This is a genomic window from Aeromonas sp. XH, from assembly GCF_033348475.1.
Classification (GTDB): domain Bacteria; phylum Pseudomonadota; class Gammaproteobacteria; order Enterobacterales; family Aeromonadaceae; genus Aeromonas; species Aeromonas sanarellii.
On the sequence record NZ_CP137630.1, the window covers coordinates 4,265,752 to 4,290,000 of the forward strand.

A 24,249-nucleotide genomic window follows, 5' to 3' on the forward strand; every position below is an offset into this window, starting at 1 on the left:
CCCCATCGGGGATCCCTCAGTCGAGGATCTTCAGCTCGTCCCAGATGGCATCGATCTTCTGCTTTACCGCCTCGTCCTGGACGATGGGCTGCCCCCACTCCCGGTTGCTCTCCCCCGGCCACTTGTTGGTGGCATCCAGCCCCATCTTGGAGCCGAGCCCGGAGACCGGCGAGGCGAAGTCCAGGTAGTCGATGGGGGTGTGCTCGATCAGGGTGGTGTCCCTGGCCGGATCCATCCGGGTGGTGATGGCCCAGATAACGTCCTTCCAGTCCCGGGCGTTGATGTCGTCATCGCAGACGATCACGAACTTGGTGTACATGAACTGGCGCAGGAAGGACCAGACCCCCAGCATCACCCGCTTGGCGTGGCCAGGGTAACGCTTCTTGATGGTCACCACCGCCATCCGGTAGGAGCACCCCTCCGGCGGCAGGTAGAAATCCACGATCTCGGGGAACTGCTTCTGCAACAGCGGTACGAACACCTCGTTGAGCGCCACCCCGAGCACCGCCGGCTCATCGGGCGGACGGCCGGTGTAGGTGCTGTGGTAGATGGCATCCCGGCGCATGGTCATGTGGGTGATGGTGAAGACCGGGAACTCGTCCACTTCGTTGTAGTAGCCGGTGTGATCGCCGTAAGGCCCCTCGGGGGCCATCTCCCCCGGCTCCAGATAGCCTTCCAGCACGATCTCGGCGCTGGCCGGCACCTCCAGATCGCAGCTAATGGCTTTTACCACCTCGGTGCGGCTGCCCCGCAGCAGACCCGCGAAGGCGTATTCGGAGAGGGTATCCGGCACCGGCGTCACGGCGCCGAGTATGGTCGCAGGATCGGCGCCGAGCGCCACCACCACGGGGAAGCGCTCGCCCGGATGGGCCTCCTGCCACTCGCGAAAATCGATGGCGCCGCCCCGGTGATCCAGCCAGCGCATGATGAGCTTGTTCTTGCCGATCTTCTGCTGGCGATAGATGCCGAGGTTCTGGCGTTTCTTGTAGGGGCCCCGGGTGATGGTGAGGCCCCAGGTGACCAGGGGTGCCACGTCGCCGGGCCAGCAGTGCTGGATCGGGATCTGGTCCAGATCCACCGCCTCCCCCTCCAGCACCACCTGCTGACAGGGGGCGGAAGAGAGCCGCTTGGTCGGCATGTTGAGCACCTGCTTGAAGATCGGCAGCTTCTCCATCAGCTCCTTGAAGCCTTTGGGCGGCTCCGGCTCCTTCAGGTAGGAGAGCCAGATGCCCACCTGGCGCAGGGCGCCGACGTCGGGCTGGCCCATGCCCATGGCGACCCGATCCGGGGTACCGAACAGGTTCGTCAGCACCGGCATGGTATGACCCTTGGGATTTTCGAACAGCAGGGCCGGACCGCCCGCCCGCAGGGTGCGGTCGCTGATCTCGGTCATCTCCAGATAGGGGTCTATCTCGCGGCTGATGCGCCTGAGCTGGCCTTTTTGTTCCAACTGCGCGATGAAATCACGCAAGTCCTTGTATTTCATGCAGGTACCCTAGCGGGATCAGGAGGTCCCGCATTATAACCCCGGCCGGGAATCCGGTGTACCCGTATCGGACATCATGACGGACGAGGCGTGACGCCGCTCCTGCCGGGTGAGCCTGTCCGCCAGCTGCCCCAGCAGCCTGGGCTCGTCCATCTCCAGCAGCAGTCCGGCCACCAGCCCGCCATATTGATGCTTGCCGAGCTCCACCAGCAGATACTGCTGTGCCCCGTCCGGCAGCGGTGACAATCGGCTGAGCTGGTGCAGGGCGGGCACCATCAGGCGACCGTTGCGGCTGGCGGCGATCAGCAGATCGCTCGCCTCCTGGCCCGAGTAGAAGCGGGGAATGGTGTGCAGCGCCGCCAGGCTGTCGTGATCCACGGGTTGGCGCCACAGCTTGAGATAGAGCGCGGTGTCCCCCGTCCGCTCGATGAAGTGCAGCAGCAGCTGGTTGTCCGGCAGGAAGAGGTTGAGGGTGGCGAGCCGCTGCGCCTCGCGCCGCAGCACGGACGGCGGCTGCCGCTCGAGCACCGTCAGCAGCGCCTGCTGCTGCCGGGCCAGATCCGGATTGCGGCTGTAGTAGATCTGCTTGAAGTCGAAGCGATCCTGCTCCAGCAGCTGGCGGTAGTTGCCCTGCCAGGCGAGCTGCTGCCAGTGATGGAGCACCAGCCTGGCCTCGGCGGCAAAGTCATAGGCGGGCAGCTGGACCAGGAAACCGTCCACCTCCCCCTCCACCAGCCATTGCGGTGCCTTGGCGGCCTGCTCCCGCACCCAGGCGATCAGCGCCGGGCTGGGGGCCTCGGCCGACTTGAGATCGCCCAGCAACCGGAACAGCAGGTACTCCCGCTGCCCCACCGCCAGCGATGCCAGCAGCGAGTCCATGGCATCAAACTGCCCCAGCGCCAGCCGGCTGTTCAGGTAGTCGCGGTGACCCTGCAGCCCCTCGTCCGCCACCAGAGGTGCCTGCAGCCGAGGCGGCGTATCGGCGTGCGCCTGGGTGGCCAGCAGGCAACCAATCCATATGAGCAATACCAGCTTCATGACGTCCCTGTCCTTGTGACATCTAGGCTCACATACTACTAAGCCAGCCGTGAAATAGATAAACAAAAACCGCGACCTGGGCCGCGGTTTTGTCATGCCAAGAGGCAGTTACTTCTGCTGACGCTTCATGGAGTCGAAGAACTCGTCGTTGGTCTTGGTGGCAGAGAGCTTGTCGATCAGGAACTCGATGCTGTCGATCTCCCCCATGGGGTGGATGATCTTGCGCAGTATCCACATCTTCTGCAGCTCGTCCGGCGCGGTCAGCAGCTCTTCCTTGCGGGTGCCGGAACGGGTGATGTCGATGGCCGGGTAGGTGCGCTTCTCGGCGATCTTGCGCGAGAGGTGCAGCTCCATGTTGCCGGTCCCCTTGAACTCTTCGTAGATGACTTCATCCATCTTGGAGCCGGTGTCGATCAGCGCGGTGGCGATGATGGTCAGGCTGCCGCCCTCTTCGACGTTGCGGGCCGCGCCGAAGAAGCGCTTGGGTCTGTGCAGGGCGTTCGCATCCACACCACCGGTCAGTACCTTGCCGGAGGACGGGATGACGGTGTTGTAGGCACGGGCCAGACGGGTGATGGAGTCCAGCAGGATCACCACGTCCTTCTTGTGCTCGACCAGTCGTTTGGCCTTCTCGATCACCATCTCGGCGACCTGGACATGACGGGAGGCCGGCTCGTCGAAGGTGGAGGCGATCACTTCGCCCTTCACCATCCGCTGCATCTCGGTCACTTCTTCCGGACGCTCGTCGATCAACAGGACGATCAGCTCGCAGTCCGGGTGGTTGTAGGCGATGCTCTGGGCGATGTTCTGCAGCAGCATGGTCTTACCGGCCTTGGGCGGTGCGACGATCAGGCCGCGCTGGCCCTTGCCGATGGGGGACGCCAGATCCAGCACGCGGGCAGTGATGTCTTCGGTGGAGCCGTTGCCCCGCTCCATGCGCAGACGCTCGTTGGCGTGCAACGGGGTCAGGTTCTCGAACAGGATCTTGTTGCGGGAGTTTTCCGGACGGTCGTAGTTGACGTCGTTGACCTTGAGCAGGGCGAAGTAGCGCTCGCCCTCTTTCGGCGGCCGGATCTTGCCGGAGATGGTGTCGCCAGTGCGCAGGTTGAAGCGGCGGATCTGGCTCGGGGAGACATAGATGTCGTCCGGGCCGGCCAGGTAGGAGCCGTCTGCGCTACGCAGGAAGCCGAAGCCATCGGTCAGGATTTCCAGCACACCGTCGCCAAAGATGTCCTCACCGCCCTTGGCGTGCGCCTTGAGGATGGCAAAGATGATGTCTTTCTTGTGCGCCCGAGCCAGATTTTCCAACCCCATGGATTCGCCAAGCTGTACCAGCTCGGACACAGGAGTGTTCTTAAGTTCAGTCAGATTCATAGTGGTGAAAGTCTGTAAGCAAGGATTGAAATGAGGAGACAGTCTGCTGGATTGATGCTGATCGGATTTGACTTGCCAGGCTTGTGAAGCAAAGAGTCAGGCAAAAAGGTTAGCAAACGAGCGATAAACTAGCACCAATCGGGATGAGCGTCTAGGTGATAAAACACAAGGAGCGCATTATTGCAATGCGCTCCTTCTTGATTATTACAGGTTACCGTCCAGGAACTCTTTCAGCTGCGTCTTGGACAGGGCGCCGACCTTGGTCGCTGCCACTTCGCCATTCTTGAACAGCAGCAGGGTCGGGATACCGCGAATGCCGTATTTGGGCGGAGTGTCGGCGTTATGATCGATGTTCAATTTCGCCACGGTCACGCGACCTTCGTATTCCTGAGCAACCTCGTTCAGGATCGGGGCAATCATCTTGCACGGACCACACCATTCAGCCCAGAAATCGACCAGAACGGGGCTGTCGGCTTTGATTACATCGGCCTCGAAGCTGGCATCGCTCAGCTGAACAATCTTGTCACTCATCTCCAACTCCAGTCAGTAATTAAGGCTTTATTGATGGTTCAACAAAGGCAATAGTTGCCCTATTTGAAATGATCCTGTTTATTATTGCAAGCCTAACCTGATAACCTACCGCCATGAGCAAAACACATCTAACGACCGAAAAATTCGCCCAAATGGGCCTCGAACCCGAAGTTCTGGCTGGTCTGGAATCAAAGGGATTTCACTATTGCACGCCCATCCAGGCGCTCTCCCTGCCGCTGCTGGTAGAAGGTCATGACCTCGCCGGCCAGGCCCAGACGGGAACCGGCAAAACCCTGGCTTTCCTGGCGGCGACCTTCAACTATCTGCTGACCCATCCGCTGACCAGGCCGCGCCTCGTCAACCAGCCGCGCGCCATCATCATGGCCCCGACCCGGGAGCTGGCGGTCCAGATCTATAACGACGCGGAAAGCATGTCCGCCTCGACCGGTCTCAAACTCGGCCTCGCCTACGGCGGCGAAGGTTACGACAAGCAGCTGGCCGTGCTGGAGCAGGGCGTCGACATCCTGATCGGCACCACGGGCCGCATCATCGACTACTTCAAGTCCAAGGTCATCGATCTCGGCAACATCCAGGTCGTCGTCTTGGACGAAGCGGATCGCATGTTCGATCTCGGCTTCATCAAGGACATCCGCTTCCTGTTCCGCCGCATGCCCCCCGCCACCGAGCGTCTGAGCATGCTGTTCTCCGCCACCCTCTCCCTGCGGGTGCAGGAGCTGGCCTACGAGCACATGAACCACCCGGAACACGTGCAGGTCGAGCCGGAACAGATGACCGGCGTGCGCATCAAGGAAGAGCTCTTCTACCCTTCCAACGAAGACAAGATGTTGCTGCTGCTCTCCCTGATGGAAGAGGAGTGGCCGGAGAAGGCCATCGTCTTCGCCAACACCAAGCACGTCTGTGAAGACGTTCACGCCTGGCTGGAGAACGACGGCCACCGCGTCGGCCTGCTGACTGGCGACGTGCCCCAGAAGAAACGGATGAAGATCCTGGACGAGTTCACCAAGGGTCAGCTGGACATCCTGGTCGCCACCGACGTGGCCGCCCGCGGTCTGCACATCCCGGACGTGACCCACGTCTTCAACTACGACCTGCCCGACGACGCCGAGGACTATGTCCACCGCATCGGCCGTACCGGCCGCGCCGGCAAGAGCGGTCACTCCATCAGCCTGGCCTGTGAAGACTATGCCTTCAACCTGCCGGCCATCGAGGAGTACATCCACCACCCCATCCCGGTCAGCAAGTACGACCGCGAGGCGCTGCTGGATGACGTGACCGCCCCGAAACGGGTGTTCCGCAACCGTCAGCCGGTGAACCGCAACATGCGGGATCGCCAGGGTGGCGGCAACAGCAACAACCGCCGCCGTCCGCCCCGCAAGAACTGAGGGACTGGCCAAGTTGCACAACTCGCCTCTCTATGCCGCCATCGACCTCGGCTCCAACAGCTTTCACATGCTGGTGGTGCGCGAGGTCGCCGGCGCCCTGCGCACCGTCACCAAGGTCAAGCGCAAGGTTCGCCTCGCCGCCGGCCTGGATGCCGACTTCCGCCTCAATCGCGCCGCCATGGAGCGGGGCTGGGACTGTCTGCGCCTCTTCTCCGAGCAGTTGCAGGACATCCCGTCCGACAACATCCGGGTCGTCGGCACCGCCACCCTGCGCCTGGCCACCAATGTCGACGAATTCCTGAGCGAAGCGGAACGGGTGCTCAACCACAGCATCGAGATCATCTCGGGCGAGGAAGAGGCCAAGACCATCTACGAGGGGGTCTCCTGGACTTCGGCCGGGGAAGGCAACCGGCTGGTGATCGACATCGGCGGCGCCAGCACCGAGCTGGTGATCGGCGAGCAGAGCGAGGCCAAGCTGCTCAACAGCCTGCACATGGGCTGCGTCACCTGGCTCAACAACCACTTCGGTGACGGCGAGCTCTCCGAGACCCGCTTCGAGCAGGCCATCACCGGCGCCAAGGCGGTACTGGAGAAGGTAGCGGAAGATTACCGCGCCCTCGGCTGGCGCACCTGCGTCGGCGCCTCCGGCACCGTCCAGGCGCTGCAGGAGATCATGCTGGCCCAGGGGAAGAGCGAGCGGGTCACGTTGCCGAAACTGCAGGAGCTGATGGGTCAGGCCATCGCCTGCGGCAGGCTGGATCAACTGCGGCTGGAAGGATTGGCCGCCGAGCGGCTGACCGTGTTCCCCTCCGGCCTCGCCATCCTGATCGCCATCTTCGAGACCCTCGGCATCGAGAGCATGACGCTGGCGGGTGGGGCGTTGCGCGAGGGGCTGATCTACGGTCTGCTCGGCAACAATCACGACTGTGACGCCCGGGATCGCACCGCCGACAGCCTGATCAGCCGCTACCAGCTGGACAAGGAACACGCCGAGCGGGTGCGCGACACCGCCATCCAGGCCTTCACCCAGTTGCAGCCAGCCTGGCGCCTCTCCAAGCGCTACGGTCGCCCGATCCTGCGCTACGCGGCCCTGCTACACGAGATCGGGCTCTGCATCGAGTACAAGAAGGCGCCGCAACACGCCGCTTACATCATCGACAACATCGACATGCCGGGCTTCACCCCGGCCCAGAAGAAGCTGCTGTCGGCCCTGCTGCTCAACCAGCGGGACGACTTCAAGCTGGAGCCGCTGGAGAAACAGGGCGCCGTGACGGCTCGCCAGGCGATCCGGCTGGCCCGCATCCTGCGCATCTCCCTGATCCTCTGCATGCGCCGCACCCAGGGTACAGTGCCCCAGTTCATGCTGCAGGCCGATGAGGATGCCCTGACCCTGACCCTGCCCAGAGGTTGGCTGGACGAGCACTACCTGCGGGCCAGCGAGCTGCGCCTGGAAGTGGAGCGCCAGCAGAAGATGGGCTGGTCCACCCGCCTGCTGGAAGCCTGAACGGGCGCCCTGCGCCCGCTTCGCTTCTTTTCCCGCCCGTTCCGACAATCCCTTTCGCAGCCATCATTGGCGCCATTCAACGCCTTACCGTTGATTTTATTGTACTTTCAACCCAATTCCGGTTCTCCGCTCCCTCCTGCCATCTAGCCTGTGCCAGCGGCTCGGCTAGAGTTGAGTTGTCTCTCTCACAGGAACGGAAACCATGAAACATTTACCCCTGATAGCCCTGACTGCCCTGCTGACCGCCTGCGGTGGCGGCAGTGACGACAACAGCCAGCAGAATGCCGAAATGTCCCTGGCCTTCTCCGATGCCCCGGTGGATTCGGTCAGCAAGGTCTGCATCGCCGTCTCCAACATCAGCATCCACCCCGTCTCGGGGAGCGAGCTGGCCTGGACCACCGCCAGCTTCCTGACATCGGCCCAGGACGATGGCTGCACGCCGACGGGAGAGATCATCCCTCTGGACGCCTCAGGCCATCCCCTGTTCACCTATATCGATCTGCTGAAATACCCGGGCTCCAGCAGCCGCCCCCTGCTAGCCAGCCAGAGCGTGGTCCCCGGCGACTACAGCCAGATGCGGCTGCGGATCCTGGATGGCCGGGATGCAGGCAATCAATTCCTGGATGGCACACCCTACTCCTACGTCCTGCAGGATGACGGCGTGATCAAGCCGCTGGAGGTGCCGAGCAACGAGCTCAAGCTGGATGCCTTCACCATCGCCGCCAACGGCCTCAGCGCCTTCACCACAGAGTTCGACCTGCGCCACTCCATGGTGCTGCCGGGCCACGAGGAGCATTACAAGCTCAAGCCCAGAGGGGTGCGACTGGTGAACAACACCGAGGTCGCCACCGTCAGGGGCACGGTGGCGGCAGGGCTTTGCGGCGGCCAGCTCACCGACAAGGCCTTCGTCTACTTCTACGACGAGCTGCGCCCTGTGGGAGATGACGCCTATCCCGACATGGCCGACCTCGACAACGGCTTCTACGCCAGCGCCCCCGTCGTTCCCCTGACGGGTGGTGGTTACGGCTACGAGCTGGGCTTCGTCAACCTCGGCAGCTACGACATGGTGCTGGTCTGCAACGGCGACGAGGATGATCCCGAGCTGGCCAACGACCCGCTGCAGCTGGAGCAGGTGCTGAAGGCGCAGCCGGTGACGGCCCCGACCACCAGCATCAATTTCCAGTGACGGGCCTGGGGCCGAGGTAGGAGAAGCACCATGACAGGGTATCAACCCATCAGTTGCGACCTCTACGACTGGCTCGAGATCGCCGCCCGCTGGCAGCTGCCGGTCACCCTCACCGGTCGGGACGGCCGCCAGTGGGCAGACAGGATCCGCACCATCGAGGCCAGAGAAGGCGTCGAGTACCTGCTATTGCAAGGCGGCGAGCGCCTCAGCCTGGCGGATCTGGCGAGTCTGGAGCTGCTCTGGCAGGGGGAAGAGAAGCGGATCCGCTTCTAGCCGCCGAGTGCGAACAACGAAAGAGGGCCCGCGCTGCGGGCCCTCTTGCTATCTGACACCTTGACTCAAGCGCGCTCGATTCAGCCCGCCGCCAGCGCCGCCATCACATAGACGTCGAAGCGGTTGCTCTTGGTCTCGATGGCCATGCTCGGCTTGTGCTCGTTGAGCCAGCCCGCGTAGTCCGGCCGCTTCACCACCACCCGTTTCTCCGCCATCCTGAGCGCCGCCGGCAGCAGGGCGTCGGCGTCCAGATCGGCCCCCACCAGGGACTGGAACACCCGCATCTCCTTCTTCACCAGGGCCGACTTCTGCTTGTGGGGGAACATGGGATCCAGGTAGATGACGTCGGGCCGTTCGGTCAGCGCCAGCAGGGTCTCCACCGCCGGCCCGTGCAGCAGCTGCATCCGCTCGCGCACCCAGGGGCCTATCTCGGGATCCTGGCCCGCCCGCGCCAGGCCGTCCTGCAGCAGGGCCGCCACCACGGGGCTGCGCTCGATCAGGGTCACCCTGCAGCCGAGGGAGGCGAGCACGAAGGCGTCGCGACCGAGCCCGGCGGTGGCGTCCACCACGGTCGGCATGGCCCCCGACTTCAGCCCCACCGCCTTGGCGATGGACTGGCCGCGCCCCCCGCCGAACTTGCGGCGATGGGCCACAGCCCCTTCGATGAAGTCCACATAGACGGCCCCCAGCTTGGGCTCGTCCAGCTTGCGCAGCTCCAGCCGTGCCTCGGTCAGCACCAGCGCGAAGGGGGCCGGAAACTCCACCCCGGCCAGCCGCAGCCGCAGGGCGTCGAGCTCGCCATCGCGGGCGGGGACTTCACTGAAAACCTGAATATGGGGCATAACACGGACTCATCACGGCGCAGGAGCCGGCATGATAGCAGAAGCGGGAGATCAGCTCACCGTGGTCAGGTTCATCCCCTGACGGTTGAGGCCCAGGTACTCCACCAGATCGTCATAGGGCAGCGGACGGCTGAGCAGGTAGCCCTGGGTGAAGGCACAGCCCTTCAGGCAGAGGAAGTTCAGCTGCTCGCGGGTCTCCACCCCCTCGATCACCACCTGCATGCCGAGGTTGTGCACTATGTTGATGATGCCGTCGAGCAGCAGCCTGTCCTGCTCGTTGAAGGGGATGTGGCGCACGAAGGAGCGGTCGATCTTCACCAGATCCACCGGGAAGGTGCGCAGGTAGTTGAGGGCCGAGTAGCCGGTGCCGAAGTCGTCGATGGCCAGCTTGCAGCCCGCCTCGCGCAGGGCATCGATCCGCACCCTGTGCTGATCGCTGGTCTCCATCAGCAGGGACTCGGTGATTTCGATGATGATGTCCGCCGGGTCCAGGTTGAAGTGACGGATTACCCTGAGCCACTCGTTCGCCTCCGGATCGATCGTCTGGAACTCCAGGGTGGAGCGATTGATGGACATCTGCAGATCCGGGAAACCGGACTGCTGCAACCGCGCCAGATCCCGGCACGACTGCCACAGCACCAGGGCCCCCAGCCCCTGGATGAGCCCCGCCTCCTCCGCCAGCGGAATGAAGTCCGCCGGCGAGACCTGACCCCAGTGGGGGTGGTACCAGCGCACCAGGGCTTCCAGCTTGGCGACCCGGCCGCTGCGATTGTCCCAGATGGGCTGATAGGCCATGGTCAGCTGCCCCAGCTTGATGGCCTCCGCCAGATCGCGCTGCATCTGGTGGCGCTGGCTCACCTCTTCCCGCATGGAGGCGTTGTAGGTGCCCAGGGGACGGCCATGCCGCTTGGCGACGAACAGGGCCTGCTCGGCATTGCGCAGCAGCTCGTCGCTGTCGCCGCCATCGTTGGGGCAGAGGGTGATGCCCATGGTGGCCGTCACATAGAGGTGCTGGTTGGCCAGCATGAAGGGGCGGGCGAAGCCGCCGATCACCTGCTTGGCAAATACCTCGGCCTGGCGCCGGTTGACGATGCCGGGCACCAGGAAGGCAAACTCGTCGCCCCCGATGCGGGCCACCAGATCCTCGGTGCGCACCCGGCTCACCAGCCGATCCGACACCTCCTTCAGCAGGGCGTCACCGACGTGGTGATCCATGCTGTTGTTGACCGCCTTGAAGTTGTTGAGATCCAGCACCATCAGGGCGAAGCGCTCGCCCCGCTCGCAGAAGCGGGTGAGGCAGCGGCCGAACAGCCAGCGGTTCGGCAGCCCGGTGAGGTTGTCGTAGTTCGCCTGGGCCGCGATCTTCTGCTCCGCCAGCTTGGTCTGGGAGAGATCGCTGAAGATGGCGATGTACTGGCTGATCCTGCCCTCTTCCCGCAAGGCGCTGATCATCAGTTGCTGGGGATAGAGCTTGCCGTTCTTGCGCTTGTTCCACACCTCGCCGCGCCAGATCCCCACCCGCTCCAGGGCGTGGTACATGTCCGCGTAGAAGGTTTGATCGTGCAGCCCGGACTTGAGCATGCTGGGCCGCTGGCCGCTGGCCTCCTCCTCGCTGTAGCCGGTGATCTTCTCGAACGCCGGGTTCACCGAGATGATGCGGCTGTCGGCGTCGCACACCAGTATGGCCTCGGAGAGGTTGTCATAGACCCGGTGGGAGAGCTTGAGCTGCTCGGCATGGCGTCGGATGGGGTCGATGTTCTCCAGCACCACCATCAGGTAGTCGGGATGCATCTGCTCGTTGCGGATCAGGGTCACCGTCACCCGCCCCCAGAGCACGGAACCATCCCGGTGCAGGTAGCGCTTCTCCTGGGTAAACGCGGGACGCTCTCCCCGCTTGAGGGCGTCGTAGAGCGGAATGCTGGTCCGCCAGTCGTCCGGGTGGTTGATCTCAGCGACCGTGAGCCGCAGCAGCTCCTCCTGGCTGTAGCCCAGCATCTTTTCGATGGCCGGGTTGACCCAGAGGATGTGCCCCGCCAGATCCAGCTTGCCGATCCCCACGGGGGCGTGGGACATCATGGTGTCCAGGAAGTGGGGATGGTCCGGGTTGTCCGCCTGGGCCGGCCCGCACTGGCGTTCCTGCTGATACATCAGCGCCAGCTCGCGACCGGCGAGGGGGGCCAGCAGGCGCAGCAGCCCCATGATCTTGTCCATCCTGGGCATGGCCCGTTTGAACATGACGCTGCACAGCCCTATGGTCTCCCCTTCGGCGCTCTTCAGCGCGATGCCGGCATAGGCCCTGACCTCGCAGCGTTCCAGCACGGCCGCGTGGGGGAAGAGCTGCCGGGTGCGATCGCAAAACCAGGCCTCCCCCTGTTGCATGGCAATTTCACCCGGGGTGCTGGCGAGGGGAAAGCTGTAGGAGTTGATGTCGAGGGAGGCGGGATAGGCGGCGTGCACGGTAAAAAACAACCCGGCCTGATCCTTGCCCGACACCAGGACGAAGTCAGCCCCGACCGCGTTGGCGATTTCACTCACAAAGGTATCGAAATATCCCTGACCACTCGAATGAGACAGGCTGGAGATGATTTGATAGACAGACTCGAGTGCTCGCCTCATGGCAAGGTTCTTTCTCTCCCGGCAAGGTAGAACCCGACTCTACTGAAGAGGCGGGGACAGTGCAAACATGCACTCTGCAAGATATTAAAAAGCCTTGGGAAAAGGGACCAAAAGGTCCCTTTTTCTCTCAAAAATCACGTTTTGATCCCACTATGCCGCAAATATGTACCTGCTTGAAACTCACCGGATCGGCGGGCAGGCAGCAGGGGCCCGCCGCTCCTGCCCCGTCCGGCAAGCTGAAGGCCACTCAGGCCGCGATGCCGCTGTGGCGCAGCAGGGCATCCACCTGGGGCTCACGGCCACGGAAGGCGCGGAACAGCTCCATCGGCTCCTTCGAGCCCCCCTTCTCGAGAATGTGCTTCAGGAAGGACTGGCCGGTGACCGGGTTGAAGATCCCCTCCTCCTCGAAGCGGGAGAAGGCGTCGGCGGAGAGCACCTCGGCCCACTTGTAGCTGTAGTAGCCCGCCGCATAGCCACCAGCGAAGATGTGGGAGAAGCTGTGCTGGAAGCGGTTGAACGCGGGGGGCGTCATCACCGCCACCTGGCTGCGCACCTGTGCCAGCAGCGCCGGGATCTGGTCCGGGCTGGCCGGGTCAAAGGTCTGGTGCAGGCGGAAGTCGAACAGGGCGAACTCCAGCTGGCGCAGCATCTGCATGGCCGCCTGGAAGTTGCGGGCCGTCATCATCTTCTCCAGCAGATCCGCGGGCAGCGGCTCGCCGGTCTCGTGATGACCGGAGATGAAGGCCAGGGCCTCGGACTCCCAGCACCAGTTCTCGAGGAACTGGCTCGGCAGCTCCACCGCGTCCCAGGCCACGCCGTTGATGCCGGCCACCCCGGCCACGTCGACCCGGGTCAGCATGTGGTGAATGCCGTGGCCGAACTCGTGGAACAGGGTCACCACCTCGTTGTGGGTGAACAGGGCCGGCTTGCCATCCACCGGGCCGTTGAAGTTGCAGGTCAGGTAGGCCACCGGCTTTTGCAGCGAGCCGTCCTGACGGTAGCGACGACCGAGGCAGACGTCCATCCAGGCCCCCCCCTGCTTGTGCTCGCGGGCGTAGAGGTCGAGGTAGAAGCTGCCGCGCAGCTCGTCATCGGCGTCGAAGATGTCGTAGAAGCGCACGTCCGGGTGCCAGGTGTCGATGCCGAGGCGCTCGCGCACCTTCATGCCGAACACCCGCCTGACCACCTCGAACAGCCCCTTCACCACCTTGCCGGCGGGGAAGTAGGGGCGCAGCTGCTCGTCGGAGATGGCGAACTTGTGCTGCTTGAGCTTCTCGGCGTAATAGGCGAGATCCCAGGCCGCCAGCTCGGTCTGACCGTGCTGTTCGGCGGCGAAGGCGCGGATCTCTTCGAGCTCCGCCTTGCCTTGCGGCAGGGACTTGGCCGCGAGATCCGTGAGGAAGGTCACTACCTGCTCGGGCTTGTCCGCCATCTTGGTGGCGAGCGACAGCTCGGCATAGTTGGCAAAGCCCAGCAGCCGGGCCAGCTCGCGGCGCAGGGCGAGCAGCTCGGTCATGATGGCGGAGTTGTCCCACTTGCCGGCGTTCGGTCCCTGGTCGGAGGCGCGGGTGGTGAAGGCCTCGTACAGCTCGGCGCGCAGGGCGCGGTTGTCGGCGTACATCATGACCGGCAGGTAGGAGGGGATGTCCAGGGTGAACAGCCACCCCTCCTTGCCCTTCAGTTCGGCCAACTGGCGGGCGGCGGCCTGTGCGCTCTGCGGCAGCCCGGCCAGTTCGGCCTCGTCGGTCACCAGCTTGCTCCAGCCCTGGGTCGCGTCCAGCACGTTGTTGCTGAACCGGGAGGCCAGCTCGGAGAGGCGGGCCTGGATCTCGCCGTAGCGCTGCTGCGCCTCGGCGGGCAGACCGATGCCGGAGAGGCGGAAGTCGCGCAGGGTGTTCTGGATCTCCTTGCGCTGGGCATCGTCCAGCCGCGGGAAGTCGTCGCTCTCGGACAGCGCCAGATAGGCCTGATAGAGGCCTTCATGCTGGCCGACATAGGTCTGGAATTCGGAGAGCAGCGGCAGGCAGGCGTCGTGAGCCGCCCGCAGCGCCTCGCTGTTGAGTACGGCGTTGAGGTGGCTGACGGGCGACCAGATCCGGGAGAGGCGGTCATTGACCTCTTCCAGCGGCGCGATCAGGCTGTCCCAGGTGTGGGGTTCCTTCTGGGCCAGCACGTCCTCAATCTTCTGTTTGCAATCGGCGATGGCCTGCGTCACGGCAGGTTGCACCTGATCGGGCTGGATCTGGCTGAAGGGAGGCAGCGAGTCCATTGTCAGCAAAGGGTTAGTCATCTGCGGTACCTCTAAATGCTCTGCAGCCCCTGCCGTCCAGAAGCTTGCTTGGACCATCTAAGATGTAGGCAGAAACCCCATTTATCAAGCCTTTGCCGCCAAGAGACGGGCTCTTGCCCACTTTTTGAGGAAAACCGCTCACAAAATCACCGGCTCGCCCGCCAGAGACGACAATGCCGGCCCGAGGGCCGGCATTGTCCGCTCAGTCACGCCACATGATCAGCGCCGGGCGTCTTCCTTCAACCACTGGGCGACCCGCTTGGCGAAGTAGGTGAGGATGCCGTCGGCACCGGCCCGCTTGAAGCAGAGCAGGGACTCCAGCACGCACTCCTTCTCCTTCAGCCAGCCGTTCTGGATGGCGGCCATGTGCATGGCGTACTCGCCGCTCACCTGATAGGCGAAGGTGGGCACCCCGAACTGATCCTTGACCCGGCGGATCACGTCCAGATAGGGCATGCCCGGCTTGACCATGACGCTGTCGGCCCCTTCGGCGATGTCGAGGGCCACCTCGTGCAGGGCCTCGTCGCCGTTGGCCGGGTCCATCTGGTAGGTGGCCTTGTTGCTCTTGCCGAGGTTGGCGGCGGAGCCCACGGCATCGCGGAACGGGCCGTAGTAGTGGGAGGCGTACTTGGCGGAGTAGGCCATGATCTGGACGTTGACGAAGCCGTTCTCCTCCAGCGCAGCCCGGATGGCACCGATACGACCGTCCATCATGTCGGACGGCGCGACGATGTCGGCACCCGCAGCGGCGTGGGAAAGCGCCTGCTTCACCAGGATCTCGGTGGTGATGTCGTTCATCACATAGCCTTCATCGTCGATGATGCCGTCCTGACCGTGGGTGGTGAAGGGATCCAGCGCCACGTCCGTGATGACCCCGAGCTCGGGGAAGCGGGCCTTGAGGGCACGGGTCGCCCGCTGGGCCAGGGCATCCGGGTTGTAGGCCTCTTCCGCCATCAGGCTCTTGCGCGCCAGCGGTGTCACCGGGAACAGGGCCACTGCTGGCACGCCGAGGGCCACCAGTTCGGCGGCCTCTTCGAGCAGCAGATCGATGGAGAGGCGATCCACCCCAGGCATGGAGGCGACGGCCTCACGCTGTCCCTCCCCCTCCAGCACGAACACCGGATAGATGAGATCGTCGACGGTCAGCGTATGCTCGCGCACCAGACGGCGGCTGAAATCATGTTTGCGCACCCGGCGCAGACGACGGCCCGGGAAGGCCCCCGGAAGAGTTGTGGCCATGAATCACTCCAAAAGCGGAAGTTGGAAGAATGCGGCGGAGGTGGCCCGGGTATGGGCCAGCAAGGCCTCGGGCGCTTCACCACGGCAGGCCGCCACCACCTGGGCGATGTGCGGCAAGAAAGCGGGTTCGTTGCGTTTGGGCCTGGGCTTCAGATCCCGCGGCACCAGATAGGGAGCGTCCGTCTCTATCATCAGCCGACCCGCCGGAATGCGGACCACCTGCTCGCGCAGCAGCTGGCCACGGCGCTCGTCGCAGAGCCAGCCGGTCACCCCGATGTGCAGCCCCAGCGCCAGGCACTGGTCCAGCTCGGCGTCGGTGCCGGTGAAGCAGTGCAGCACGGCCCCCGGCAGGCGGGGCAGCCAGGGACGCAGGATCTCGACGAAACGGGCGTGGGCGTCCCGGCAGTGCAGGAAGACCGGCATCCCGAGCTCGGCGGCCAGGGCCAGCTGGGCGTCGAACACCGCGTCCTGCACCGGACGGGGGGAGAAGTCGCGGTTGTAGTCGAGACCGCACTCGCCGATGGCCACCACCTGGGGCAGGGCCGCCAGCTCGCGCAAGGCGGGCAGGGTGGCCTCATCGACGCCCTTGGCATCGTGGGGATGCACCCCGGCGGTGGAGAAGCAGTAGCCCGGCCAGCGGGTGGCAAGCGTGGCGCTCTCCCGGCTGCCGACCAGATCCGTGCCGGTCAGGATCAGCGCCTCCACCCCGGCGGCACGGGCGCGGGCCACCAGGTCGGCCTGCTCGCCGGCAAACTGGCTGCTGGTCAGGTTCAAACCGATGTCGATCATGGGCTCATGGGTTCCGAACAGAAGAGATGCATATCAGGTATTTGAAAACCATCTACTCGATGGGGCCTTACCATACGCCTCGAAGGGGGGCATGAAAAGAGGAAGGGAGCCTCAGCTCCCCTCTTCCGGTTGTTCCTGATCCTGCTCGTCTTCTTTCTTCACGTAGAAGCGGGCGAAGAACAGGCCTATCTCCCACAGGCCCCACATGGGGATCGCGAGCAGGGTCTGGGAGAAGACATCCGGCGGCGTCAACAGCATGCCGACCACGAAGACCCCGACGATGACGTAGGGGCGCTTCTCCTTCAGGCTCTTGGGGGTGGTGATCCCGGTCCAGCACAGCAGTATGGTGGCCACCGGGATCTCGAACGCCACCCCGAACGCGAAGAACAGGGTCAGCACGAAGTCCAGGTAGCTCGCGATGTCGGTCGCCACCGTCACCCCGGCGGGGGCGGTACTGGTGAAGAAGCCGAACACCAGGGGGAACACCACGTAGTAGGCAAACGCCATCCCCGCGTAGAAGAGCACCGCGCTGGAGGCCACCAGGGGCAGGATCAGACGGCGCTCGTGCTGGTACAGACCGGGGGCGATGAAGGCCCAGGCCTGATACAGCAGATAGGGGATCGCCACGAAGAAGGAGACCATCAGGGTCAGCTTGATGGGCGTGATGAAGGGGGTCGCCACATCCGTCGCTATCATGCTGGTGCCTGCCGGCAGCTGGCTGAGCAGCGGCTGGGCCACGAAGTCGTAGATGTCGTTGGAGAAGTAAATGAGCGCGATGAACACCAGCAGTATGGCCACGACCGACCGCAGCAGACGGGTTCTCAGCTCCACCAGATGGCTGATGAGGGGTTGCTCGGCCTGGCTCATGGCTTCACCTCCCCTTTGGCCGCGGACTCGCTGGCGGTCTCAGGTGCCCTCTCTCGCTGGCTGTTGACCGGTGGCACCTCTGGGGTCGCGGGCACTGCGACCGGGGTAGCCGGCTCAGCCTGAGGGGCAGGCTCCTGAGGCGGACGGATCTCGTTCTCCCCCTGATAGGGGCGATTCACCGACTGGGCCGCCGCCTTGAGCTGTTCGATGGACTCCTGCAGCTCTGGGCTCAGGTTGTTCATCTGCAACCGCTCCGCCTTCTTCAGATCGTTGTGCAGCTCCTGCAGCTTGAGCTCCTGCTCCAGCTCGCTCTTGACCGAGTTGGCGGTGCTGCGGATCAGCCTGATCCAGTGGCTGGCGGTGCGGATCGCGACCGGCAGCCGCTCCGGCCCCAGCACAACCAGCGCCACCACGCCGATGACGACCAGCTCCCAAAAACCGATGTCGAACATGGCTTAGGCCTGGTCTTTGTCTTTCTGCTTGGCGGGATCGCCGCTCTGGCTGGCCGTTTCGTTGAGCTGCTTCGGCGGGAACTCGGCGTCCTTCTGCTCCGGCTTCACCTCGCCCGGCTCATCGGACAGCGCCTTCTTGAACCCCTTGACCGCCGCGCCCAGATCGCCGCCGATACCGCGCAACTTCTTGGTGCCGAACAACAGCACGACGATGACTGCGATGATCAACAACTGCCAAATACTGATACCACCCATGACTTTCTCTCCGGATAGGCGCCCGATGGCGCAGTGTGTTTAATGGGAACGGGCTCGCAACCAACCCAGCAGCCAACATAACCCGGCGCCGGCGAGGCTGATTTGTCCCCACTCAATGTGTTGTTTCTGGGTCAGCAAGAATACACCCGCGAGCAGCAGGCTGGCTCCAACCCCTAAGAGGTAGCGGGCCTGCCCCTGGCGACGGCTGTGGCGACGGAAATCGGCGAACATCTGGTCGAAGTGATGCTGCTGGTGACGGGCCTGGCGCAGGGTCTCGTAGACCAGCTCCGGCAGCTCCGGCAGCTTCTCCGCCCAGAACGGCGCCTTCTCCCTGATGGCATTCCACACCGCCTTGGGGCCGACCTGCTGATGCATCCAGTTTTCCAGATAGGGCTTGGCGGTCTGCCACAGATCCAGCTGGGGATAGAGCTGGCGCCCCAGCCCCTCCACATAGAGCAGGGTCTTCTGCAGCAGCACCAGCTGCGGCTGTACCTGCATGTTGAAGCGGCGGGCGGTGTTGAACAGGTTCAGCAGCACGTGGCCGAAGGAGATCTCGGAGAGCGGCTTCTCGAAGATGGGCTCCAGCACGGTGCGGATGGCGAACTCGAACTCGTCCACCTTGGTATCGGGCGGCACCCAGCCTGACTCCACGTGCAGTTGGGCGACCCGCTGGTAATCGCGGTTGAAGAAGGCGAGGAAGTTCTCCGCCAGGTAGCGCTTGTCTTCCCGGTTCAGGGTGCCGACGATGCCGCAGTCGATGCCGATCCAGAGCGGGTTTTCAGGGTGTTCATAGGAGACGAAGATGTTGCCCGGGTGCATGTCGGCGTGGAAGAAGCTGTCGCGAAACACCTGGGTGAAGAAGACCTCCACGCCGCGCTCCGCCAGCAGCTTCATATTGGTGCCATTCGCTTCAAGGGTTTCGATGTCGGACACCGGGATGCCGTAGATGCGCTCCATCACCAGCACCTGTTCACGGCAGTGATCCGTGTACACCTCGGGCACATAAAGCGCCTCCGAGCCGGTGAAGTTGCGGCGCAGCTGGATGGCGTTGGCCGCCTCCCGCATCAGGTTCAGCTCGTCGAGGATGGTCTTGCGATACTCCTCCACCACCTCGACGGGACGCAGCCGGGCGCTCTGGGGCACGAAGCGGGCCACCAGGCGGGCGAGGGCCTGCATCAGGCGCAGGTCGGCGTCGATGACGGGCTCGATGTCGGGGCGGATCACCTTGATGACGATCTCGCGGCCATTTTCCTTCAGCCGGGCGGTGTGCACCTGGGCGATGGAGGCCGACGCCAGCGGCGTCTCGTCGAAGTCATCGAACAGGGTCTCGATGGGGCATCCCAGGCTCGCCTCTATCTGGCGACGGGCAGCCTGGCCACAGAAGGGGGGCACCCTGTCCTGCAGCAGCGCCAGCTCCTCGGCGATGTCCGGTGGCAGCAGATCGCGGCGGGTGGAGAGCATCTGGCCGAACTTGATGAAGATGGGGCCCAGGGCCTCGAAAGCGCGGCGGATGCGGGCACCACGGCTGAGGTCCGGCTGCTTGTTCTTGAGCCAGAACAGGCTGCGACGGGCCAGACGGCCCGGCCAGGGTTGGTAGCGGGCAGGCACCAGCTCGTCGATGCCCTGCTCCAGCAGGATGCTGACGATGCGATAGAGGCGTTTGAACTCCTTCGGGGTCATCAGCTCACCTGCTGCTCGAGGCGGGCCAGCCGCAACTCGACCGCCTTCATCTGCTGGGCCAGCACCTCGACGTCGTCGTTGAAGCTCGCCACTTCCAGCGGGCCGGGGGCGAGTCGCGCCTCCTCGGTCAGGTATTCCGCCAGCTGTCGCTGGCTGCGGCACAGCTCGCGCCCCACCAGACGGCGGGCCTGACGGGCACCGCCACACAGGGTGTGGGCCAGCACGTCGCCGGTGTAGCGGGAGAGCTCCTCTTCCCAGTCGATGTCCAGCTCCCCCAGCAGGGCGCTGAACGCCTGCACCAGCTGGGGATCGCCGCTCAGATCCAGCTTCTCCTCGCGGATGTAGCGAGTCAGGGCGGACGGGTCCTTGAGCAGACCGAGAGCGGTGAGCGACAGGCTCAGGACCGCATCGGCCTCCCCCTCATAGCGGGCCAGCACATCCAGCCGGCGCTCGGAGAAGACAAACCAGAGCGGCTTGAGCTCGCGCAGCTCCAGCTTGAGCACCCTGCCCGCCAGTTTTCGCAGCCGCTCCGGACTCCGCTTGTCGAGAGACAGCAACTGGTTGAGGCTGGTTTCGATCACCGCGGTGACCATGGCATCCATCGGCATAGGCGACCTTAAAACTTGTAACCGCGGTGCAGGGCGACCACACCCTGGGTCAGGTTGTAGAACTCTACCTGCTCGAACCCGACCTGCTCCATCATGCCCGCCAGGGTCTGCTGATCCGGGTGCATGCGGATGGACTCTGCCAGATACTGGTAGCTTTCCCCGTCATTAGCGACGATTTCGCCCATTTTCGGCAACAGTTTGAAGGAGTAGAGGTCATAGAGCTTGGCGATCACTTCGCTCTCAGGCTTGGAGAACTCCAGCACCAGCAGGCGACCGCCCGGCTTGAGCACCCGAAACATGGAGGCGAGCGCCTTGTCCTTGTCGGTGACGTTGCGAAGGCCGAAGCCGATGGTGATGACGTCGAAGTGGTTGTCCGGGAAGGGGAGCGCCTCGGCGTTGGCCTGCACATAGGAGACATTGTTGGCCACCCCCAGGTTGCGCAGCTTGTCGCGACCCACCTTGAGCATGGAGTCGTTGATGTCTGCCAGTACCACCTGACCGGTCTCGCCCACGATGCGGGAGAACTTGGCGGTCAGATCGCCGGTGCCGCCGGCCAGATCCAGCACCTTCTGGCCCTTGCGCACGCCGGAACAGTCGATGGTGAAGCGCTTCCACAGGCGGTGAATGCCGAACGACATCAGATCGTTCATCAGATCATACTTGGCTGCCACCGAATGGAAGACACCGGCGACCAGGGTTTCCTTCTCGGTCGCGGCCACGGTTTTATAGCCAAAATGCGTAGTACTAGTCTGTTCCGACATCCCTCAAATACCCATAGAGCAAAGAATGGCCGCCAGTTTACCAGAGCCGCCAGCGTCCGGACACCTCAAACCCGGCTCGCCACCAATTGCATCCCCAGCACCACCATGGCCAGGCAGAGGAACAGATTGAGGCCGACATTGAGCAGCGCCTTGACGTAGGCACCGTGCTGGGCCAGCACCACTGTATCCAGGGCGAAGGAGGAGAAGGTAGTCAGGGCACCGAGGATGCCCACCATGAGCAGCGGCTTCATCGGGTGTTCCACCACGTGACCATGGCTGATGAGGGCATAGGCCACCCCCATGATGAAGGAGCCCACCACGTTGACCACCAGGGTGCCATAGGGGAAGTGGCGTCCCAGCAGCCAGGCCATCAGCTCGGCGATGCCAAAACGCAGGCAGGCGCCGATGGCGCCACCGGCCGCAACAAATAACCAGGTTTGCATGGAAAAGGCTCCAATAGTATCGGGTCGCTATTATGCAAAATGCCGGCCGTCGGGGACAGCCGGGCAATTAATCGGCGCGGTCGGCCCGCCTCAGCGACGAAAGTCGATCGGCTCGCTCCGTGCCAGATGGAGTGACGTCTGGGCCGGGCGGGTTTCGGCGATCACCTTGCCGTGGCGAATGGAGTAGCGCACCGGCACCTGGCGGCGCACCGCATCGAAGCCGTTATCCGCGGGCAGGATCAGCAGGTTGGCCGGTTTTCCTATTTCGATGCCGTAGCGATCCTGCACGTTCAGGGTGCGGGCACTGTGGCAACTGATCAGCTTGAGGCTGTCATAGATCTGCTCGTAACCCATGAGCTGGCAGACATGCAGCCCCATGTGCAGCACCTGCAGCATGTTGGCCGTCCCCATGGGATACCAGGGATCGAACACGTCGTCGTGGCCGAAGCAGACGTTGATGTTTGCCTCCAGCATCTCCTTCACCCGGGTGATGCCGCGGCGCTTGGGATAGGTATCGAAGCGCCCCTGCAAATGGATGTTCACCAGCGGATTGGCGACGAAGTTGATGTCCGCCATCCTCAGAAGCCGGAACAGGCGGGAGGCATAGGCTCCGTTGTAGGAGTGCATGGCGGTGGTGTGGCTGGCGGTGACTCTATGGCCGATGCCGCGCTCGTAAGCCAGGGTTGCCAGGGTCTCGATAAAGCGGGACTGCTCGTCATCGATCTCGTCGCAGTGCACATCCACCAGAACCTGATACTTCTCTGCAAGATCGAACACGTAGTGCAGACTTTCGACCCCATATTCCCGGGTGAACTCGAAATGGGGGATGGCGCCGATCACGTCGGCGCCCAGCTTGAGAGCCTCCTCCAGCAGCGCCTTGCCGTTGGGGTAGGAGAGGATCCCCTCCTGGGGGAAGGCCACGATCTGCAGCTCCACCCACTCTTTCATCTCCTCTCGCACCTCCAGCATCGCCTTCAAGGCCACCAGGTTGGGGTCGGAGACGTCCACATGGGTGCGGACGAACTGGATGCCGTTGGCAATCTGCCACTTCAGCGTCTGGATGGCGCGCCGCTTCACATCCTCATGGGTGAGCAACGCCTTGCGCTCGGCCCAGCGCTCTATCCCCTCGAACAGGGTGCCGGAGAGATTCCAGCTCGGCTCGCCCGCCGTCTGGGTGGTATCGAGGTGAATGTGAGGTTCGATAAAGGGGGCCATCGCCAGCCCCCCTTCCCCATCCAGCTCCCGGGTCGAGAGGAGCATCTGGCTCATTGGCGCCAGGGTCCGGATCAAGCCATCCTGACAGAGGATCTGCCATGTCCCCTCCTTGCCGGCCAGACGCACATTCTTTATCAGCATGCTTTTCCCCTTCGAAAGACCGATTGCCTTTGCCAATCCACAACTTAGCTCGGATCAATTTAATAGAAAAGCGATCACTCAGAAGACATATGGGGCTGATAGCCTTGATCAAGGGCAACGAGGAAAGGAGTGCACCGGGATGAAAGCAGGATTGACCGAGATCGGCAGCGCAAGCTTGTTTCACGAGTATCTGCAGACGCTGGGCATCAACCAGCCATGCCGCCAATAGCGCGGCTGTGGGAATACAGGCGCAACGAGCGGCTGGTGGCAGCCATCCAGATAGAGGCATCGGGACAGCCCCGTTTCTACCTGGATGCCAGGCAGATATCGGTGAACTGAGAAAGGCGGATACAAAAAAGCCTCCCGATTGGGAGGCTTTCTTATTTAATGGTGCTGATACCCAGAATCGAACTGGGGACCTCATCCTTACCAAGGATGCGCTCTACCGACTGAGCCATATCAGCACACTAACCGGTAAAGACCACGCTGGGCGTAATCTTGAAATTGGGTGCCTGGCAGTGTCCTACTCTCGCATGGCGAATGCCACACTACCATCGGCGCTACAGCGTTTCACTTCTGAGTTCGGCATGGGGTCAGGTGGTTCCACTGCGCTATTGCCGCCAGGCAAATTCTTCAATCCAGAAAGCTGACGTGAATAACAACTCGGCTAGTTTGCTTTGTCATTACCACTGAATTTGTAAGTAGTTCATGCACTTGCTACAAGTCTTCGAACACTTCTTGGGTGTTGTATGGTTAAGCCTCACGGGTAATTAGTATGGGTTAGCTCAACACGTCGCCGCGCTTACACACCCCACCTATCAACGTTGTGGTCTCCAACGGCCCTTTAGGACCCTCAAGGGGTCAGGGATGACTCATCTCAGGGCTCGCTTCCCGCTTAGATGCTTTCAGCGGTTATCGATTCCGAACTTAGCTACCGGGCAGTGCCACTGGCGTGACAACCCGAACACCAGAGGTTCGTTCACTCCGGTCCTCTCGTACTAGGAGCAACTCCCTTCAATCATCCAACGCCCACGGCAGATAGGGACCGAACTGTCTCACGACGTTCTGAACCCAGCTCGCGTACCACTTTAAATGGCGAACAGCCATACCCTTGGGACCGACTTCAGCCCCAGGATGTGATGAGCCGACATCGAGGTGCCAAACACCGCCGTCGATATGAACTCTTGGGCGGTATCAGCCTGTTATCCCCGGAGTACCTTTTATCCGTTGAGCGATGGCCCTTCCATTCAGAACCA

General features: G+C 63.2%; 21 protein-coding genes, 1 tRNA gene, 2 rRNA genes and 1 pseudogene (1 of these 25 only partly in view). 5 read left to right on the forward strand and 20 right to left on the reverse strand.

From position 1 onward, the window contains the following. Positions 1–16: 16 nt before the first annotated feature. The 4 genes from ubiD to trxA form a co-directional block, all read right to left on the reverse strand. Positions 17–1,486 carry a 4-hydroxy-3-polyprenylbenzoate decarboxylase gene (gene ubiD, locus R2B70_RS19820; protein ID WP_318162298.1) on the reverse strand — a complete coding sequence of 490 codons (1,470 nt, stop codon included), beginning with the start codon at positions 1,484–1,486 and terminating at the stop codon, positions 17–19. A gap of 33 nt (positions 1,487–1,519) precedes the next feature. After that, positions 1,520–2,524, reverse strand: a complete 1,005-nt coding sequence (locus R2B70_RS19825) for a hypothetical protein (protein ID WP_318162299.1) — start codon at positions 2,522–2,524, stop codon at positions 1,520–1,522. A gap of 108 nt (positions 2,525–2,632) precedes the next feature. Then, a complete protein-coding gene (rho, locus tag R2B70_RS19830; protein ID WP_042079206.1) occupies positions 2,633–3,898 on the reverse strand; it encodes a transcription termination factor Rho in 1,266 nt (421 codons plus the stop codon). 204 nt (positions 3,899–4,102) lie between these two features. Continuing rightward, positions 4,103–4,429 carry a thioredoxin TrxA gene (trxA, locus tag R2B70_RS19835; RefSeq protein WP_042079207.1) on the reverse strand — a complete coding sequence of 109 codons (327 nt, stop codon included), beginning with the start codon at positions 4,427–4,429 and terminating at the stop codon, positions 4,103–4,105. A gap of 113 nt (positions 4,430–4,542) precedes the next feature. Between trxA and rhlB the strand changes: the two genes are divergently transcribed. The 4 genes from rhlB to R2B70_RS19855 all read left to right on the forward strand — a co-directional run bounded on the left by rhlB (position 4,543) and on the right by R2B70_RS19855 (position 8,795). Further along, positions 4,543–5,832, forward strand: a complete 1,290-nt coding sequence (gene rhlB / locus R2B70_RS19840) for an ATP-dependent RNA helicase RhlB (RefSeq protein ID WP_042079208.1) — start codon at positions 4,543–4,545, stop codon at positions 5,830–5,832. A 13-nt stretch (positions 5,833–5,845) separates the two neighbouring features. After that, positions 5,846–7,336 carry a guanosine-5'-triphosphate,3'-diphosphate diphosphatase gene (gene gppA, locus R2B70_RS19845; protein WP_042079209.1) on the forward strand — a complete coding sequence of 497 codons (1,491 nt, stop codon included), beginning with the start codon at positions 5,846–5,848 and terminating at the stop codon, positions 7,334–7,336. Positions 7,337–7,538: 202 nt separating this feature from the next. After that, the gene (locus R2B70_RS19850) at positions 7,539–8,522 is read left to right on the forward strand and encodes a DUF4382 domain-containing protein (protein WP_318162300.1); all 984 of its coding nucleotides are present in this window, start codon (positions 7,539–7,541) and stop codon (positions 8,520–8,522) included. Positions 8,523–8,552: 30 nt separating this feature from the next. Beyond that, positions 8,553–8,795, forward strand: coding sequence for a Rho-binding antiterminator (locus R2B70_RS19855; protein ID WP_279982207.1), 243 nt, complete (start codon positions 8,553–8,555; stop codon positions 8,793–8,795). An 80-nt stretch (positions 8,796–8,875) separates the two neighbouring features. On the opposite strand, the gene R2B70_RS19860 is transcribed toward R2B70_RS19855, so the two are convergent. The 13 genes from R2B70_RS19860 to R2B70_RS19920 all read right to left on the reverse strand — a co-directional run bounded on the left by R2B70_RS19860 (position 8,876) and on the right by R2B70_RS19920 (position 22,993). Further along, entirely contained in the window at positions 8,876–9,637 is a 762-nt protein-coding gene (locus R2B70_RS19860) for a class I SAM-dependent methyltransferase (RefSeq protein ID WP_411646964.1), read from the reverse strand. A gap of 51 nt (positions 9,638–9,688) precedes the next feature. After that, on the reverse strand, positions 9,689–12,253 hold the full coding sequence (locus R2B70_RS19865; protein ID WP_318162301.1) for an EAL domain-containing protein: 2,565 nt from the start codon (positions 12,251–12,253) through the stop codon (positions 9,689–9,691). 247 nt (positions 12,254–12,500) lie between these two features. After that, on the reverse strand, positions 12,501–14,543 hold the full coding sequence (prlC, locus tag R2B70_RS19870; RefSeq protein ID WP_209794974.1) for an oligopeptidase A: 2,043 nt from the start codon (positions 14,541–14,543) through the stop codon (positions 12,501–12,503). Positions 14,544–14,762: 219 nt separating this feature from the next. Further along, positions 14,763–15,782 (reverse strand): porphobilinogen synthase, encoded by a 1,020-nt coding sequence (gene hemB / locus R2B70_RS19875; protein WP_318162302.1) that lies wholly within the window; start codon positions 15,780–15,782, stop codon positions 14,763–14,765. A gap of 3 nt (positions 15,783–15,785) precedes the next feature. After that, positions 15,786–16,571 carry a TatD family hydrolase gene (locus tag R2B70_RS19880; protein ID WP_318162303.1) on the reverse strand — a complete coding sequence of 262 codons (786 nt, stop codon included), beginning with the start codon at positions 16,569–16,571 and terminating at the stop codon, positions 15,786–15,788. Between the two features lie 111 nt (positions 16,572–16,682). Continuing rightward, complete coding sequence (tatC, locus tag R2B70_RS19885) at positions 16,683–17,438, reverse strand: twin-arginine translocase subunit TatC (protein WP_042079216.1); 756 nt, start codon at positions 17,436–17,438, stop codon at positions 16,683–16,685. Next, positions 17,435–17,890 carry a Sec-independent protein translocase protein TatB gene (gene tatB / locus R2B70_RS19890; protein ID WP_042079217.1) on the reverse strand — a complete coding sequence of 152 codons (456 nt, stop codon included), beginning with the start codon at positions 17,888–17,890 and terminating at the stop codon, positions 17,435–17,437. The genes tatC and tatB overlap by 4 nt, the downstream gene beginning before the upstream one ends. 3 nt (positions 17,891–17,893) lie before the next feature. Further along, on the reverse strand, positions 17,894–18,145 hold the full coding sequence (gene tatA / locus R2B70_RS19895; protein ID WP_042079218.1) for a Sec-independent protein translocase subunit TatA: 252 nt from the start codon (positions 18,143–18,145) through the stop codon (positions 17,894–17,896). Between the two features lie 39 nt (positions 18,146–18,184). Beyond that, positions 18,185–19,825 (reverse strand): ubiquinone biosynthesis regulatory protein kinase UbiB, encoded by a 1,641-nt coding sequence (gene ubiB / locus R2B70_RS19900; protein WP_318162304.1) that lies wholly within the window; start codon positions 19,823–19,825, stop codon positions 18,185–18,187. Next, positions 19,825–20,433 carry an SCP2 domain-containing protein gene (locus R2B70_RS19905; RefSeq protein ID WP_318162305.1) on the reverse strand — a complete coding sequence of 203 codons (609 nt, stop codon included), beginning with the start codon at positions 20,431–20,433 and terminating at the stop codon, positions 19,825–19,827. The genes ubiB and R2B70_RS19905 overlap by 1 nt, the downstream gene beginning before the upstream one ends. 8 nt (positions 20,434–20,441) lie before the next feature. Then, entirely contained in the window at positions 20,442–21,194 is a 753-nt protein-coding gene (gene ubiE, locus R2B70_RS19910) for a bifunctional demethylmenaquinone methyltransferase/2-methoxy-6-polyprenyl-1,4-benzoquinol methylase UbiE (RefSeq protein WP_042079221.1), read from the reverse strand. Positions 21,195–21,259: 65 nt separating this feature from the next. After that, positions 21,260–21,637, reverse strand: coding sequence for a fluoride efflux transporter CrcB (gene crcB / locus R2B70_RS19915; protein WP_216991354.1), 378 nt, complete (start codon positions 21,635–21,637; stop codon positions 21,260–21,262). 90 nt (positions 21,638–21,727) lie between these two features. Next, positions 21,728–22,993, reverse strand: coding sequence for a cytosine deaminase (locus R2B70_RS19920; RefSeq protein ID WP_318162306.1), 1,266 nt, complete (start codon positions 22,991–22,993; stop codon positions 21,728–21,730). Between the two features lie 89 nt (positions 22,994–23,082). On the opposite strand from R2B70_RS19920, the pseudogene R2B70_RS19925 reads away from it, so the two are divergent. Next, positions 23,083–23,332, forward strand: a pseudogene (locus R2B70_RS19925) (hypothetical protein). A gap of 49 nt (positions 23,333–23,381) precedes the next feature. Here the strand turns inward: R2B70_RS19925 and R2B70_RS19930 are convergent. The 3 genes from R2B70_RS19930 to R2B70_RS19940 all read right to left on the reverse strand — a co-directional run. Next, positions 23,382–23,457 (reverse strand) — tRNA-Thr (locus R2B70_RS19930). A 46-nt stretch (positions 23,458–23,503) separates the two neighbouring features. Beyond that, positions 23,504–23,618 (reverse strand): 5S ribosomal RNA (gene rrf / locus R2B70_RS19935). Positions 23,619–23,742: 124 nt separating this feature from the next. After that, positions 23,743–24,249: ribosomal RNA gene (locus R2B70_RS19940) — 23S ribosomal RNA — on the reverse strand (it continues 2,382 nt past the right edge of the window).